14 protein-coding genes are annotated in these 14928 nt (G+C 65.0%); 6 read left to right on the top strand and 8 right to left on the bottom strand.

Annotated elements, in window-relative coordinates; genetic code table 11:
• Positions 1–24: 24 nt before the first annotated feature.
• Positions 25–564, bottom strand: coding sequence for an NUDIX hydrolase family protein (locus AC4D2Q_RS15980; RefSeq protein WP_400933456.1), 540 nt, complete (start codon positions 562–564; stop codon positions 25–27).
• 116 nt (positions 565–680) lie between these two features.
• Here AC4D2Q_RS15980 and AC4D2Q_RS15975 point away from each other — a divergent pair, with 116 nt between their 5' ends.
• Positions 681–1484 (top strand): YdeI/OmpD-associated family protein, encoded by an 804-nt coding sequence (locus tag AC4D2Q_RS15975; protein ID WP_490947436.1) that lies wholly within the window; start codon positions 681–683, stop codon positions 1482–1484.
• A 118-nt stretch (positions 1485–1602) separates the two neighbouring features.
• On the top strand, positions 1603–2475 hold the full coding sequence (locus tag AC4D2Q_RS15970) for a class II glutamine amidotransferase (protein ID WP_490947435.1): 873 nt from the start codon (positions 1603–1605) through the stop codon (positions 2473–2475).
• Between the two features lie 67 nt (positions 2476–2542).
• On the opposite strand, the gene AC4D2Q_RS15965 is transcribed toward AC4D2Q_RS15970, so the two are convergent.
• Positions 2543–3760 (bottom strand): glycoside hydrolase family 76 protein, encoded by a 1218-nt coding sequence (locus AC4D2Q_RS15965; RefSeq protein ID WP_490947434.1) that lies wholly within the window; start codon positions 3758–3760, stop codon positions 2543–2545.
• 189 nt (positions 3761–3949) lie between these two features.
• Here AC4D2Q_RS15965 and AC4D2Q_RS15960 point away from each other — a divergent pair, with 189 nt between their 5' ends.
• Both AC4D2Q_RS15960 and AC4D2Q_RS15955 read left to right on the top strand, forming a co-directional pair.
• The gene (locus AC4D2Q_RS15960; protein ID WP_490927956.1) at positions 3950–4723 is read left to right on the top strand and encodes a 3-hydroxyacyl-CoA dehydrogenase; all 774 of its coding nucleotides are present in this window, start codon (positions 3950–3952) and stop codon (positions 4721–4723) included.
• A gap of 8 nt (positions 4724–4731) precedes the next feature.
• Positions 4732–5952: an acyl-CoA dehydrogenase family protein gene (locus AC4D2Q_RS15955; protein ID WP_490947433.1), complete on the top strand. Its 1221-nt coding sequence runs from the start codon at positions 4732–4734 to the stop codon at positions 5950–5952.
• A gap of 63 nt (positions 5953–6015) precedes the next feature.
• On the opposite strand, the gene AC4D2Q_RS15950 is transcribed toward AC4D2Q_RS15955, so the two are convergent.
• The 4 genes from AC4D2Q_RS15950 to AC4D2Q_RS15935 form a co-directional block, all read right to left on the bottom strand.
• Complete coding sequence (locus AC4D2Q_RS15950; protein ID WP_490947513.1) at positions 6016–7830, bottom strand: IucA/IucC family protein; 1815 nt, start codon at positions 7828–7830, stop codon at positions 6016–6018.
• A gap of 119 nt (positions 7831–7949) precedes the next feature.
• A complete protein-coding gene (locus AC4D2Q_RS15945; protein ID WP_490947432.1) occupies positions 7950–8558 on the bottom strand; it encodes a GNAT family N-acetyltransferase in 609 nt (202 codons plus the stop codon).
• On the bottom strand, positions 8555–9925 hold the full coding sequence (locus AC4D2Q_RS15940) for a lysine N(6)-hydroxylase/L-ornithine N(5)-oxygenase family protein (protein ID WP_490947431.1): 1371 nt from the start codon (positions 9923–9925) through the stop codon (positions 8555–8557). Before AC4D2Q_RS15940 ends, AC4D2Q_RS15945 begins: the two co-directional genes overlap by 4 nt.
• A complete protein-coding gene (locus tag AC4D2Q_RS15935) occupies positions 9922–11460 on the bottom strand; it encodes a pyridoxal phosphate-dependent decarboxylase family protein (protein ID WP_490947430.1) in 1539 nt (512 codons plus the stop codon). Before AC4D2Q_RS15935 ends, AC4D2Q_RS15940 begins: the two co-directional genes overlap by 4 nt.
• A gap of 303 nt (positions 11461–11763) precedes the next feature.
• Here AC4D2Q_RS15935 and AC4D2Q_RS15930 point away from each other — a divergent pair, with 303 nt between their 5' ends.
• Both AC4D2Q_RS15930 and AC4D2Q_RS15925 read left to right on the top strand, forming a co-directional pair.
• Positions 11764–12237 carry a hypothetical protein gene (locus AC4D2Q_RS15930; protein ID WP_490927951.1) on the top strand — a complete coding sequence of 158 codons (474 nt, stop codon included), beginning with the start codon at positions 11764–11766 and terminating at the stop codon, positions 12235–12237.
• A gap of 106 nt (positions 12238–12343) precedes the next feature.
• Positions 12344–12649, top strand: coding sequence for a hypothetical protein (locus AC4D2Q_RS15925; protein WP_490927950.1), 306 nt, complete (start codon positions 12344–12346; stop codon positions 12647–12649).
• A gap of 59 nt (positions 12650–12708) precedes the next feature.
• On the opposite strand, the gene AC4D2Q_RS15920 is transcribed toward AC4D2Q_RS15925, so the two are convergent.
• Positions 12709–13638 carry an NADP-dependent oxidoreductase gene (locus AC4D2Q_RS15920; RefSeq protein ID WP_490947429.1) on the bottom strand — a complete coding sequence of 310 codons (930 nt, stop codon included), beginning with the start codon at positions 13636–13638 and terminating at the stop codon, positions 12709–12711.
• 90 nt (positions 13639–13728) lie between these two features.
• Positions 13729–14748: a TspO-related membrane protein gene (locus AC4D2Q_RS15915; protein ID WP_490947428.1), complete on the bottom strand. Its 1020-nt coding sequence runs from the start codon at positions 14746–14748 to the stop codon at positions 13729–13731.
• Between the last annotated feature and the right edge of the window lie 180 nt (positions 14749–14928).

Raw genomic sequence — 14928 nt, 5'->3', positions numbered from 1 at the left:
TATATAAAGAAGCGGTGCCGGGGCTCAGCGGCCCCAGGCAGCGGAGGCCAGAGCCTGCCGCAGCAGGTCCCCGCGGCCGCCGGCGAATTCTGCATAAATATCCGGGCTGAGGGCTTCTTCCGGTGTCAGCCATGACAGTTCCAGGGCATCCTGCCGCGGGTCGCATTCCCCGGTGACGGGGATGAGGTATGCCAGTGCGACGGCGTGCTGGCGCTCATCCGTCAGCCCCGATTGGGAGGGTGACGGGAAGTATTCGGCCACCGTGAACGGAACCAGGCTGGGCGGCAGCTGGGGCAGCGCCAGGGGGCCGAGGTCCTTTTCGAGATGCCGCAGCAGGGCGCCGCGGATTGTCTCCCGGTACATCACACGGCCGGAGACGAAAGTGCGGACCATCTTGCCCTCACTCGTGGCCTGCAGCAGGAGTCCCACTTCCGTGACGTACCCCAAGGGGTCGCAGCGGACGGGAACGGCTTCCACATAGACCATGGGCAGCCGCTGCCTCGCGTCTCTGAGTTCATCTTCTGAAAGCCAGCCGGGATAGGGGTCAGGTGTACGAACGCTCATAGCAGTGTTTTACCGCAATCCGGCGGGCGGGCTGCTGCGACGCGCGGCGCTTTGGCCCTCGGCTGAACTGCCGGCCGGTCTTCTGCCGTGCCTGCACGGAGGCTACGCTCGTGCGTATGAGCGGCAATGATCAGGAGCCGACGGCGGCCGGGTCCGTTTCCGCAGGCACCGGTGCCGGCCCGCAGGGACCCTCGACACCAAAAACTCGAGCAGCCCAAAGCCGGGCGCCCAAACCCCCGACAGCGGAACCCCCGACCTCCGAACGTCCGGCGCAGCCCAAGGCACCCAAACCCCCGGCGCAGCCCAAGGTGCTCAAACCCCCGGCGCAGCCCAAGGCCCCGCTGCCCGAACTCCTGTTGCCGGACGCTTCGGCATGGCGCCAGTGGCTGGATTTCCATCATGCGCAGTCCCCGGGCGTGCAGCTGGTTCTGGGACGCAAAGGCGGCGGCGTCACGGCGCTGACCTATGCCGGAGCACTGCAGGAAGCGTTGTGCTTCGGCTGGATTGACGGGCAGGCGAACAAGCGTGATGAGGAAAGCTGGCTTCAGCGCTTCACACCGCGTAGCAAACGCAGCATCTGGAGCCAGCGCAACGTGGGATTTGCGGAACAGCTGGAAGCCGAAGGCCGGATGCAGCCGGCCGGCCGCGCCGCCGTCGAACAGGCCAAGGCTGATGGACGCTGGGAGGCGGCGTACGCCGGTCCGGCCAGCGCCCAGATTCCGGAGGATTTACTGGCCGCGATTGCGAAGGTTCCGCGGGCTCAGGCCATGTATGACATCTTGAACTCCCAAAACCGTTACGCCCTGTTCTTCCGGCTCAGTACGCTGAAAACACCTGCGGCGCGGGAACGCAGGATTGCGGCCTTCGTGCAGATGCTCGCCGACGGACAAGCCTTGTATCCCCAGCGCCGGAGCCCCTGAGGTGTCCATCCTTGTCTTCGCCGGGAGCCCGCGGGACGCTTGAAGGAAAGTGTTGCGTTGGAGGGTAAGTCCGCGGGGGGAGCAACTGCACCGCGGCAGAACTGTGGAGGATCGCCGCATGTGTCGTCTGTTTGCAATGCACGCCGGAAAGACCCCCGTTAAAGCCACCTTCTGGCTCCTCACCGCACCGGACAGCCTGGCCGAGCAGAGCCGGCGGGACGCTGACGGATTCGGAATCGGCACCTTCGACCGGGAAGGCCGCCCGATGGTGGAAAAAGCTCCGATTGCAGCCTATGAAGACAAGGCCTATGCGGCCGAAGCCCGTGACCTGTCCAGCCTCACGTTCCTTGCGCACGTGCGGTACGCCAGCACCGGCGGAAACCTAAAGGTCAATACACACCCCTTCGAGCAGGACAACCGCCTGCTGGCCCACAACGGCGTAGTGGAGGATTTGGACCGTCTGGACGAACGGCTGCAGAAGCTCGGCGTCATGGACCTCGTGAAGGGGGAGACGGACAGTGAGAGGGTCTTCGCACTGATCACGGCCGAGGTGCGCAGCAACGGCGGCGACGTGGAGGCAGCCATTGTGTCCGCCCTGGCCTGGGTTGCGGAGAATCTGCGGCTCTACGCGTTGAATATTATTTTGACCATGGGGGCCGATGTGTGGGCGGTCCGCTATCCGGACACGCATCCCCTGTACATTCTCGAGCTGGCCGGAACGGACCCGCACCGCGGGATGCGCACCAACCGAATCAGTGTGCACAGCCAGGAACTGGGCGAAGGCCAGCGGCCCGCCGTCCTGCTGGCCACTGAAAAAATGGACGATAACCCCAGCTGGCGGCTGATGGACTCCGGCGAAATGATCCATGTCGGCCCCGGACTGGAAGTGGAAAGCAGCCGTCCGCTGCCGTCGGAACCGCGCCGCCGGCTGACGCTCGCGGATCTGGACGACCGCGCCGCGGCGTCACAGCACCCGCAGAAGGTCAGCTAGCGACTCAGTCTGCAGGCATCCGCATCCAGGCGCCCTGCTTTCAGGCGCCGCACCGTCAGGCCCGCGGTCAGCTCAGGCCGCGTCGGATCCGTGCAGCGGCTTCCAGGATTATCCAGGCAGACAGCTGCGTCGAGAGGCCGACGCCGGTTCCGGCCGGATAGTGCCGCTCCGCCGGTTCCAGCGGGTGCAGAGAGAATATTGTCCGGGCTCCGCGTTTGGTTCTTCCCTCCCAGAGGGCGTTGGCCGTGGCGTCGACCAGCTGTGCGGCTTCTCGGCGCTGATCCGGCGGGAGGGTGGGTGAAACGGCGGCAGAGGCCAGGTAGCGGCCGAGAATCCCCGTGAACAGGCCGGCATCGCCGGTGCCGTGCGTGATCAGCACCGAGGTGCCGGGGTGGGTAAGTTCCTTGCGCACGGCGTTGATCAGCTCGGCCGCACGGGCGAGGTTCGCCGGTCCGCCCAGCTCCAGCAGTGCCCCCAGAACGGGGCCCTGGTTGTAGGTGAAAACGGCCCGCTCAAGCACGGAATGCGGGGGCTGCCCTCCTTCTCCCGGCGCGAATCCGTCGGAGCTGCCCGGCCTACCGCTATCCGGGGTGCCTGCACCGGAATTGGTGCCAGAGCCCGGCTTGATGTCCGCTCCCGGCTTGATGCCGTCCAGGTACAGGCCGGTCTCCGGATCAAGCAGGGTCGTGTTCAGCCAATCGACCAGGGCCTGGGCGCGCTCGCGTTCACCGTTTCTGGCGAAGTGCAGTGCCGCCGGAGCCGTTGCCGGAGTGTTCTTGAAGGAGCGGCGCCGGTTCCAGTACAGCCCGCCGCCGAGCTCCATGGTGTGGGCCGAGCGAAGAGCGCCGGTAAGCGCAGCCAGCATTCTCGGGTGGGGCTGTGCGGACGGCACCCTGGCGCCGTCGTCGGGCTGCCTGCCGGACCTGCGCGCGGGAACAAGGGCATCAAGCCTGCTCACAGCCAGCGCCAGCCATGCCATGTCGTCAAAGTACCAATTGGTGGCCCGCAGCCCGTTCCGGAGGCGGATGCTGCGGACCACCACATGGGCTCGCCGGGCCGCATCGGGGGCTCCGCGCAGGGCAGCGTCAACGAGGGCATCAACGTAGTGTGCCTGCCACCAGTAGTGCCAAGGGCCCGGCAGTATGTGCCTCGGGGCAGGGCTCTGAACCGCCGCGAGTTCCGTGCCCGGCAACCTGAACAGTGGCCGGGCAAAGGCGTCAGTAACGGATGCGGCGGCAACGTCGGCGCGGGCCTGAATTTCATGCAGCGGTTCCGAGGACAGCATGCGACCCACCTTAGACCCGTCCGCCGTGCGGTTACAGCGGGAACGCACCGGCCGGCCAACCCGGAACCGGGCCGCGATAAACCCCGGAGACCGGCTACCAAGCACCATCAATGTGCGCTGTGTGCCCGATCACAGTAGGCTCATAATGCGCCGCCGCAGGGGCGGCAGCCCTTTTTTGCAGGAGAACCCATGGACATTTCAGGCGCATCGGCACTCGTTACCGGGGGTGCCTCCGGACTTGGGCGGGCCACGGCCCGCAGGTTGTACGACGCCGGCGCGTCAGTCATCCTGGTTGATCTTCCTTCCTCCGGCGGGCTGGCCTACGCCGCCGAATTGGGCGACAACGCCCACTTTGTGCCCGGTGACGTCACTGATCCCGAGCAGATGGCTGCCGCTGTGGAGGCCGCCATGAACGCCGGTCCGCTGCGCGTAGCCGTGAACTGCGCCGGCATTGCCACTCCGGGAAAGGTGCTGGGACGCAACGGGGTGCTTCCGCTGGAGGACTTTGCCCGCGTCATCCAGGTCAACCTCATTGGAACCTTCAACGTCAGCCGTCTTGCGGCGCAGGCCATGGCCGAAACGGAACCGGTCCAGACGGGCGGAACGTCGGAGCGCGGCGTCATCATCAACACGGCATCGGTGGCTGCCTTCGACGGCCAGATTGGGCAGCCCGCCTATTCCGCGTCAAAAGGCGGAGTGGCCGCCATGACCCTGCCGCTGGCGCGCGAGCTGGCACGGCACCTGATCCGCGTGGTCACGATCGCCCCGGGGATCTTCGAAACCCCCATGATGGCCGGTCTTCCCCAGGAGGCGCAGGATTCCCTCGCCCAGCAGGTTCCGCATCCCTCACGTCTGGGCCGGCCGGATGAATACGCCGCACTGGCCGCCCACATCATCGAGAACCAGATGCTCAACGGCGAGACGATCCGTCTGGACGGCGCTATTCGGATGGGGCCGCGCTAATTTTGGCTTTGGAATCAGAACTTGAACTTCCGGACGCGGACTTCTACGCGTTCGAAGATTTGCTGAGTGACCGGGAACAGGAGAAACTCGCCGAGCTGCGTGCGTTCCTCGAAACCGAGGTGGCTCCGCATGCCGGGCAGTGGTGGCAGGACGCATACTTTCCCGCTGAGCTGCTGCCCAAACTGGCGGCGCTGAAGCTCTCCACCCCTGTGCAGCAGGGCTACAGTCCGCTGTTTGCCGGACTGGTGATAGCGGAAATGACCCGCACCGACACCTCCATCGCCACGTTCTTCATGGTCCACCATGACTTGTTCGTGGAAGCCCTGCACGCCTTCGGCTCGTCCGAGCAGAAGGACCGGCTGCTGGACGACGCTCTGACCCTGCGGATTACCGGGGCCTTTGCCCTCACCGAACCCGACCATGGTTCGGATGTTGCCGGCGGGATGGAAACCACTGCGGTGCGGGACGGCGACTCGTGGATCCTGAACGGCAGCAAGCGCTGGATCGGCAACGGAACGTTCTGTGATTACATGCTCCTGTGGGCGCGTGAACCGGCCACCGGCAAGGTTCGGGGCTTCCTGCTGGATGCCTCGCTCCCCGGAGTCCACCGCACCCGGATCGAAAACAAGACGGCGCTTCGGACCGTGCAGAACGCGGACATAACCCTCACCGGGGTGCGGGTTGCGGAAACTGACCGGCTGGCGGGAATCGACAGCTTCGAGGACATCAAGCACCTGCTGCGCGGTTCGCGCATCATGGTGGGCTGGCAGGCTGTCGGCGCGCAGCTGGCCGCCGTCGACATTGCCCGTGCCTATGCCGTAGAGCGCAAGCAGTTCGGCCGCCCGCTGGCGTCCTTCCAGCTCGTGACCGAACAGCTCGTCCGGATGCTCGGCAACACGGTGGCAAGCACCGGAATGCTGGCCAGGGTGTCAGAGCTGGAGCGGGGCGGGTACCCCTCCGCGGAAGTCGCCAGCGGTTCCGGTGACGGGCTGCGGCCGTCCGGCGCCGGCATGGCGCAGGCTGCCCTGGCGAAGTCCTATGCCAGTGCCAAAATGCGTGAAACCGTGGCGCTGGGGCGCAGCATTTTGGGCGGCAACGGAATTGTCACCGACTACCGGATGGCCAAGGTCTTCGCGGACGCCGAAGCCATCTACACGTACGAGGGGTCGTACGAGATCAATTCACTCCTGGTGGGCCGGGATATCACCGGAATTTCGGCACTGAGGTAGGCGGAGTTTCCGGTTCGGCAGATCTTCCCCGCCGGCGCAGCTGCACCGGCGGGGAAGACCGGATCACCGCCGGAAAGCAGCCAGCGGATTGTCCAGCCGCCCGGAGAACTGCAGCCCGCCGGAGGGATCGCTGAGATCCAGCATCTGCTGGTTGTTGCGCAGCTGCAGCCGGTTCAGGCAGGACAGCGGAAAGTCCCCGGCAAAGAGGTCATGCGCGGCAAGCTCGTCCGCCAGTTCCGGATGCGAGTCCTGGTACTCCCTCACCACCGAGGCCACCGCGGCCCAAAAGTCCTGCTCGGACAGCTGCCCATCTTCGTCCAGCAGTGCGGCCAGGAAGCGGAAGATGCAGTCGAACACATCGGTGAAGATGGACAGGATCTTCTCATCCTGCGGAATCCGCACCCGCACCCGGGAGCATTCTTCGGGCATAGCCGTACGGTTTCCCATGACCACTATTTCCTCGGCAATGTCCTTCATGATCATCCGCTGCACGGCCCCGTTCTTCAGCACCATGATCAGGTTCTCGCCGTGCGGCATGTACGCCAGTTCATAGGCGTAGAAGCTGTGCAGCAGGGGCACAAGGTAGGCCCGCAGGTACTGTTCCAGCCACGCCTGCGCACTGAGGCCGGACTGTTCAATCAGGGCCGAAACGAAGGGCCGTCCCGCGGCATCGGTATGCAGGAGAGAGGCCATGGTTGCCAGCTGCTCACCCTCGCCCAGGTGCGGCACCGGGCTCTCCCGCCACAGGGCGGAGAGCATTTTGCGGTACGGCGACCCCTTGGGTGCCCCGGCCTCAAAATAGCGGTTCGTGTAGCCCACGGCGGCGCTTTCGCGCAGGATGCTGAAACCGGCGCCCTGCAGTGTGCCGTCAGCCCGGACCAGTCCGTCCAGCCAGGCATTGATGGCGGGTGTGGCCAGCATGTATTCGGGGGAGAGGCCGCGCATGAAGCCCATGTTCACCACTGACAGCGCGGTTTTCACGTAGCAGCGGTCCGTGCGGCCGCGGTTGAAAAAGGTGCGGATGGACTGCTGTGCCTGATAGACGTCTTCCCCGGTGCCCAGATGCACCAGATGGCCCTGGGCAATTTCGGCGGCAAAGGTGACGGTCAGCTTATTGGTCCACTGCCACGGGTGCACCGGCATGTACAGGTACGCGGCGGGGTCGGCTCCGCGCTGCGCCAGCCGGGCATCAAAGCCGGCGACGACGGCGGCGCCCAGTTCACGCTCCACATGGTCCCGGTACTCCAGCCCCGGAAGAGCGGTGAAGACGGCACGGTCTCGGCGCACAGCGATCCACTCCAGCTGAACCGGGGCACCGGCCTCCGGCGCATAGGCCAGGTAGTCGTCCGAGCTGAAGCCGAGACGGCCGTTGTTGGCGACAAAACAGGGATGTCCTTCGGTCATCGACCGTTCCACGGCCTGGAAGTCCGCCGCGGGGTCCTTTCCGCCGGTCACTCCTCGGGCCAGCAGATCCGACGACGGCGAGTCGGGGGAATTCTTGAAGGCGTGGGAGGCGAGGGTGCTGCTGATTTCTTCCAGATAGACGGGGAGTATCTGCTCATTGATCCCCAGCGTGCCGGAAAATTCCGTGATGAACACCAGGGCATCCAGGGCTGTTTCACGGCCGCCGGCAAACCGGCGGATGCCGGCGGCAGGAATGGACCAATGGTCCAGGGCGAGAAGCCGGGCCTCGAAGCGGTACTCGGCGCCGCCGTCGTCGGACCGCAGGCGATAGGTGGACCTGTGCGCGCCGGAGGCGGACCCCTGTGAGCCCGGCCCGCTGAGCGGTTCCGGACGCAAAATCCGTTCATGGGAAAACTCAGCCAGGGCCTTGCGGATGAGGTGCCGGTTTGCTGCTTCCCACCGTACGGAGGTCAGGTGCCTGGTGGCCGCGGCCGCGGCCGGACTCGGGGTTAGGGAAGAACTTGATGATGACCCGGAGGCGGCGAAGGGGGTGGCGGCAGGTTCGGAAGTGCCTGCGTCGGGAAGGGTGGTGGTCACAGGGCTGCTCCTGATGGTGTGGCGGGGACGGTCGGGCAATCTCGAACGGTCAGGGAATCGGGGAGTGGCTGGACAGGGGTGAGGGCACGCAGCGCACGGAGGTGGTCCGCCCGGGTGCAGAAGCTCAGGACGGCTTCCTTGTCCGGAAGGGAGATGATTCCGGCGGGTACAAAACCCATCCGGGCATTCAGTGCCGCAATCTTGGTGTTGCGTACGTCCGGTTCCACCACAATCCGCTGTGTGCGCTCATCCGCAAAGAGGAACTCCAGCACGGAGCGGAACACCGCGGTGGTGAAGCCGGGTTTGGGCTTTTCCGGCGGCCCCACCAGGAGGTGCATACCCGTGTCTCCGGGCTGCACGGCGTAAAGGCCGGCCAGCGGAGAATGCGCGGGTGCATAGGACTCCATCAGGAACGCCGGCGATCCGCCATCCAGGCCCAGCCACGCGTGATGATGCGGGTGTGCGGCAATGCTGGCATATTCGGCCTGCACCGTTTCCCGGGTGGCGTCGCGCATGCCCCAAAACCGGGCGTAATCGCGGGTCATCCAGCTGTGCAGCAATGGAGCGTCGCGGCCCGCGTCGACCGGGACAATGGTGAAACTCATGCGCCCGCCTCCGCGCCCACGGCCGTCCGGGAGGGGACGCCGACAGCGGTGCCGGCGGGCTCGGGCTCCGGAACGCCGAATTCCTGGAAGGCAATGCTGCTCTCCACCGGGTAGTATTCCCGTCCCAGCATCTGCGCAATGATCACCGAGTTCCGGTAGGCGGCCATGCCCAGGTCCGGACTGACGAAGCCGTGGGTGTGCAGCTCCGCATTCTGCACAAAGATCTCTCCCGGCACGGTGCTGATTCCATACGTCCGGTCAACATCGAACCGCCCGGCGGCATCACGCCGGATGCGCCCGCTGATTCCGGCCAGGAAGTCCGGCTCACGGTAGGCATATCCGGTGCCCAGCACGACGGCGTCGGTCTCCAGCAGGTGCCCCCGGTCCTGTTCGCCGTGGTGCAGCGTGAGGGTGTGGCTGTCCGTCTCCGGGTGGTAGCTGGCCTCGCGCAGTTCCATGTGGGTCAGCAGCCGGGTCCGGGGTTCTCCATGGAGGCTCAGGGCATACAGGGTGTCATAAATGGTGTTGATCAGGTCCGAATCGATGCCTTTGTAAAGGTTCTTCTGGGTTGCGACGAGCCGGTCCCGTGTGGGTTCCGGCAGGGCATGGAAATAGTCCACGTACTCCGGCGACGTCATTTCCAGGGTCAGCTTGGTGTACTCCAGCGGAAAGAAACGTCCGGAGCGGGTAACCCAGTTCAACTCGTAGCCGCGGGAGGGCAGGTCCTGGAGCAAATCACAATAGATCTCCGCGGCGCTTTGCCCGCTGCCGACCACCGTGATGCTGGACCGCGCCTGCAGTTCGGCTTTCCGCGCCAGATAGTCGGCGTTGTGCAGCACCAGCCCGCCCGCCCCGGTGACGGCACGGGCTGCTTCGGGGATATGCGGCTGGGTTCCGGTTCCCAGAATCAACCGGCGGCCGCGGCGGACCTTCGGCCCCTGCGGGCCAACGGTGTGCACCGAGTAGGCGCCGCCGTCGTATTCCACATCCGTGACGCGCTCGCCGAAGTGCACATTGGGCAGTGCGTCCGCGACCCACTGGCAGTAGGCATTGAACTCGGCGCGCAGCGGATAGAAGTTCTCCCGGATGTAGAAGCGGTAGATGCGGCCGGTCTGCTTCAGGAAGTTCAGGAACGAATACGGCGATGTCGGGTCCGCCAGCGTCACCAGGTCAGCCATGAACGGGACCTGGAGATGGGCGGTGTCCAGCATCATCCCCGGATGCCAGTCGAAGCCGGGCCGCGCGTCAACGAACACCAGGTCAAGGTCCGCAATCGGATCGGTCAGCGCGGCCAGCCCCAGGTTGAAGGGACCAACGCCTATGCCGACGGCGTCATGGACGTGTACGGCGTCTGCTGCGGCGCTCATGCTGCCGCCCCTGCCGCTGCAACCAGGTAGTTCTGTCCGGTGGTGCGGATCAGGGCGAGGATTTCCCGGATGTCCTCCAGGGTGGTCTCCGCATTGAGCAGGGTGAACTTCAGGTAATGCCTGCCCCCCAGCGTTGTTCCTGCGACCACCGCCTCACCCGAGGCAAAGAGTGCCTTCCGAATGTGCCGGTTGGCGCCATCAGCGCTCTCGTCATCCGTGCCCGGCGGGAGGTAGCGGAACACCAGGGTGCTCAGTTGGGCCGGTGCGGCCAGATCAAAGTCCGGATCATCGGCCAGGAGATCGGAAACCTCCGCCGCGAGGTCCACCGCGGCATCCAGCAGATGCCCGATCCCGTCGGCCCCCATCAGCCGCAGCGTGAGCCACAGCTTCAGGGCATCGAACCGCCGCGTGGTTTGAAGGCTCTTGTCGACCTGATTGGGAATGAGCTCCCTGGCTGCGCTTTCCGGATTCAGGTAGTCGGCGTAGAAGGTGACGTGCCCAAGCATTGCCGCATCCCGGACCAGCAGGGCGCTGGAGGACACCGGCTGGAAGAACGTCTTGTGATAGTCAACGGTGACCGAATCGGCGGCACCGATCCCGTGGAGCAGATGGCGGTGCCGCAGCGAGGTAATGAGCCCGCCTCCGTAGGCCGCGTCTACGTGCAGCCAGATGTTGTGGTGCCGGGCGAGGGCCGCGGCGGCCGGAAGCGGGTCAATGCTGCCGAAGTCCGTGGTGCCGGCGGTGGCAACGATGGCCATGGGCGTTTCGCCGCGGGCAATACTGGCCTCTAAGGCTGTCCGCAGTGCCTCGGGATCCATCCGGCGGCGGGAATCGCAGGGCACCGGCACCACGGCGTCGTATCCCAGTCCCAGCAGTGATGCGGACTTCGCGATGCTGAAGTGGCTTGCCTCGGAGGTGAAGATTCGCAGGCCGTCCAAAAGCGCTGGCAGGCGTTGGCCTTCGCGCCGCGGATCCAGGCGCAGCTTGGCTACCGCCTGGTTGCGGGCAATCAGGAGGCCCTGCAGGTTGGACGTGGTTCCGCCGCTGGTAAACACTCCGTCCGCCCGTCCGCCGAGGCCCAGTCGATCCGCCGTCCAGCGGATGAGCCGGCGTTCAATCAGCGTTGCTCCGGCGCTTTGATCCCAGGTGTCCAGCGAAGAATTGACGGCGGACAAGATGGCTTCCCCCACCAGGGCGGGAATCACCACGGGACAGTTCAAATGAGCCGCGTACTTTGTGTCGTGAAAGTACACGGCATCCTTCAAGTACACGCGGGCAAGTTCCTCCAGGGCGGCATCTGTGGCCTCCAGTGGTGTCTCCAGATCAATGGCTTCCACCTCCGGTGCCAGTTCTGCGGGGGTGATTCCCGTGAATGGCGCGGTGGTGCCGGCGACTGTTGCGGCGACAAGATTCACGCCCCGGACGACGTCGGCGGCGTAGCGTGCGGTGGTCCGTGCGGTGAACAGCTGGTCGGCGGCCGCTTCCCGTTCGCTCTGCAGGGCCAGACCGGAGCGCTTTTCTGTATGGTGCAGCAAGGTCACTGCGACTCCCTCGTTATGTCTCACATTGGTAACTCAGGTAACCCTTACTTAGGGTTACCTTTACGTCAAACTAATGTGACGTAATTGCTCTTAGGCCTGACATATCGCGGAAGTTAGGTACAATTTCGCGCCTGCAATGGGTCCGTAATCCGTCCTTGAGGTGTTCGAGTGGTATTCGGGGAGCTGCGTCAGTAGGCTTACTAACGACGATCTGCCGGATTTCCCCTCTTGTGCACCGGGTAATTGCATCTGGTGCACAAGAGCCGGCAGCCCGCACGCAACGGAAAGGCTAGGTTGATGACTGAGCAGAGTATTCCCGATCCCGAACTGGGCGATGATCCCGTACTGGCTGACGACATAGCCGATGTTGTGACTCCTGATGAAGTCTCGGAAGTGCCGCTCAGCGACCTGACGGATGTCGACGACCTGAGCAACGCGGATGAGTTCATTGATCCTGAGGACCTGAGCTATCCCGGTGCCGCTGAGGACAACCCGGACCGCTGGCAGGAGGATCCGCTGGTGAACGAGGAGCCCCTCATGGGGGAACCCGGAACGCTGTCGGATCAGACCCTGCGGGATGAAACCGAGCAGGAGCGCTACGAAGCGGGCGATTCCCAGATCCCGCCCGAGGTGCCGACCATCGGTGAGGCGGCGAGCGACGTCGACTTCGACGACCCCATCTCGGCCGATGAAGAAGACGCCAGCGATGATCCGGCACACCTGGGTGGAAACCCGCTGGCCGATTTTGACCCGGAAGAACGCGAACTCTAACGGCGCAGATCTTCCGCGTCCTGAGAACCTATTGAATTCTTAGGAACGAAGTCACCGGCCCGCCTGAACCGGCGGGCCGGTTGCCGTTAGCGGCTAACCTGTTTTTATGCCTTCTTTTCGAGCACAGCTGAACATTACGGGGCTAAAACCGGGCACGCCTCCGGAAGCCGTAATGGAAACAGCTGTTGCCGCACTGGCCGCAAGCCATCATGTGGAGGCCAATCACCTCGAAATAGTTGGCGGGATTCCGCGCATCACCCTGCGCTTCATGGTTCCGGATAATGAATGGTCGCTGGAAAACTCCTCCGCACTGCGAGCTGCCGCAAACATGCGCCATGCCGTGGATGAAATTGCGGAGGCGGAACGGCTGCGGGTCCTGCGGCGGCAGCGGGGCCGCTGGGTTCCGCTGTAACCGCCGGCGCCGGTCCGAAAGACTGGAAGAGCAGGACCAGCCGGCGCTGGGCCGAAAGATCAGAAGAGCAGGACCAGCCGGCCCCGGACTCCGCCGGCCTCGAGCCTGCGGTGTGCCTCTGCGGCCTTTGCCGCCGGGATCCGGTCCGCTACCCGAAGCGTCAGCGTTCCGTCCTCCGCGAGGCGGCGGAGTGCTTCCAGCTTCTGGCCTGAGTGGTATTCATCGCGAACCGCAATGGGATGCACCGTGATGCCGCGTCCCGGTTCCTCGTGCCACCAGCGGAAGGTCGCGAAGCGTCCGCCGTCTTTGATGGCGGGAACAGCTTTTTCATTCATCACAGCCGCATCGGCGAGGGCATCGACTCCGTCCGGGAAGAACTCCCGGATACGTTCGGCCACATCGTCGCCCCGCTCCACGATGTAGTCCGGACCCAGGTCGGAGACCAATTCGCGGTCCTTGGGGGCGGCGTCGGCCACTACCCGCAGGCCGGCGTGTTTGGCCAGCTGGACCAGATAATTTCCCAGGGTTCCCGCGGCTCCGGTAACGGCCAGTGACTGGCCGGGCTGCAGGTTAAGCTTCTCCAGAGTCTGGACCGCGGTGAGCCCGTTCATGGGCAGGGTTGATGCTTCGGCGAAGTCCATGCCGGCAGGGATGTGTGCCAGGGAGTCCGCAGGGGCCACCAGATATTCCGTGTATGCGCCCTGATGGTCTCCGAACGGCAGTGCAATGGTCATAACCCGGTCGCCCGCCTGCCATCCGCTGGCTTCGGAGGCCTCATCAATGATCCCGGCCGCATCCATGCCGGGCACCGCGGGCATCCGGCCGAGGTCCCTGCCGGATCCGCCGGCGCGCACAACGGTGTCGGTGGGGCTCACTGCTGCCGCCCGGACCCGGATGCGCACCTCGCCCGGCCCGGCGTGAGGCTCGGGTACATCCAGCACTGTCAGGGCCTCGGGGCCGCCGAACTTTTCCACACCAATGATCTTCATATCCGGCGGCAACCTCCTCGGCCGCTGCCGTATTCCTTGGCAGCGGTGTGCCCAGCTTTCCTTTTCTGCTGTGGTGCGATGCCGTGGCGGCTAGGCGCTGGCCAACTCGGGTGCATCTGATGGGCGGCGTCGCTCATTGTGCCGTTCCTCGCGGCGGCGTTCATGGTCCACCTGATGCCTGCGGGATCCCGCTGACACGAGGATCAGGAAGGCGGCCGCAGCCGCTGCAGCGCCAATAGCAGTCGAATCCGGTGCTCCGGTCAGCCGTTCAAAAGCAACACAGCACAGTGCCCAGACTGACGCCAGCGCCACCGACAGATGCCCGCGGTCCGTCATGCAGATTGCCACAGTGCCCACGGTGACCGTGATGAGGCCAACAAGTGCCCAAACGTTGCCGCCCCAGCCGGCCAGATCTGTTCCTTCTGCCGTCAGGATGAAGGAAAGTGCTGCAGTAAACGATAAAACGCCTGCGGCCAGAGAGAACCCCTGAGGTATGTCGGTCAGGAATCCTTCCATGCGGGATGTCACCGGGTGGCGGTTCATGCTGTGGACCGCGAACAGTCCCGCAATGATTTGAGCTGCGGCAACGGCCAACAGGAAACCCGCGCTCCCTGAAGAGACCGCCAGCAGCCATGCAAAGGCCAGGATTTGGAACGCCAGAATGAACCAGCCAAGCCGGCGGTGCCGGGGGTTTGCCCGCTGCCCGGGAAGCCACTGGTACAGGGCGTATCCCAGCCAGCCGGCCGCGATAGGCACCCACAGCCACCACACTGCGGCTGCCGGTGCGAGCAGCGATCCTGCGGCGCCAAGAACTGCCTGTGGTTCAGCGCCGGCAAGTTTTTCGCCTGTGAACGTGATGCCGCCGCCGGTCGACTCATTGGTTCGGGCAAGAAGAACGGTCGTCACCGCCGCACCCGCCGCTGCACCCGTGACGGCAATCCGGCGAATGAGGTCGAACGGGATGCCCTGAGGGCTCTGGAACCAGCTCACCCCGGAAGGACGCCGGGCGCCGGACCCTGCGGGGCTCGTTTCCGGTACCGGAGGTGTCCGGAGCCGGTTTTGGGCAGCGGCTGATTTCGACAGCGGAATCATCAGGGTCCTTCCCCTCACTCGCGGAGAGTATCCGCGGGCGATGCCCCGGACGTTTCACCCACCCTACCCAGTGACGCAGCGAAAAAGCACGGATTATTTCCTGTCTTCTCCCGGAGGACAAGCCCCGGCGGCAGTTTTGGGGCGGTCAGGGGGGATTTAACCCGGGGTGGACATACCTGCAATAACCCGGTGAGGTGA

The sequence above is a fragment of the Arthrobacter sp. TJ-178 genome (assembly GCF_058269275.1).
The sequence above is the reverse complement of the archived record's forward strand: the minus strand, read 5'-3'. Positions and strand labels throughout refer to the sequence as shown.

What these genes read in the sequence shown, in the direction of transcription:
- AC4D2Q_RS15980 (WP_400933456.1), bottom strand. Translation starts at nt 564, where the DNA reads ATGAGCGTTCGTACACCTGACCCCTATCCCGGCTGGCTTTCAGAAGAT.
- AC4D2Q_RS15960 (WP_490927956.1), top strand. Translation starts at nt 3,950, where the DNA reads ATGGACATTTCAGGCGCATCGGCACTCGTTACCGGGGGTGCCTCCGGA.
- AC4D2Q_RS15945 (WP_490947432.1), bottom strand. Translation starts at nt 8,558, where the DNA reads ATGAGTTTCACCATTGTCCCGGTCGACGCGGGCCGCGACGCTCCATTG.
- AC4D2Q_RS15965 (WP_490947434.1), bottom strand. Translation starts at nt 3,760, where the DNA reads ATGCTGTCCTCGGAACCGCTGCATGAAATTCAGGCCCGCGCCGACGTT.
- AC4D2Q_RS15930 (WP_490927951.1), top strand. Translation starts at nt 11,764, where the DNA reads ATGACTGAGCAGAGTATTCCCGATCCCGAACTGGGCGATGATCCCGTA.
- AC4D2Q_RS15940 (WP_490947431.1), bottom strand. Translation starts at nt 9,925, where the DNA reads ATGAGCGCCGCAGCAGACGCCGTACACGTCCATGACGCCGTCGGCATA.
- AC4D2Q_RS15975 (WP_490947436.1), top strand. Translation starts at nt 681, where the DNA reads ATGAGCGGCAATGATCAGGAGCCGACGGCGGCCGGGTCCGTTTCCGCA.
- AC4D2Q_RS15920 (WP_490947429.1), bottom strand. Translation starts at nt 13,638, where the DNA reads ATGAAGATCATTGGTGTGGAAAAGTTCGGCGGCCCCGAGGCCCTGACA.
- AC4D2Q_RS15925 (WP_490927950.1), top strand. Translation starts at nt 12,344, where the DNA reads ATGCCTTCTTTTCGAGCACAGCTGAACATTACGGGGCTAAAACCGGGC.
- AC4D2Q_RS15970 (WP_490947435.1), top strand. Translation starts at nt 1,603, where the DNA reads ATGTGTCGTCTGTTTGCAATGCACGCCGGAAAGACCCCCGTTAAAGCC.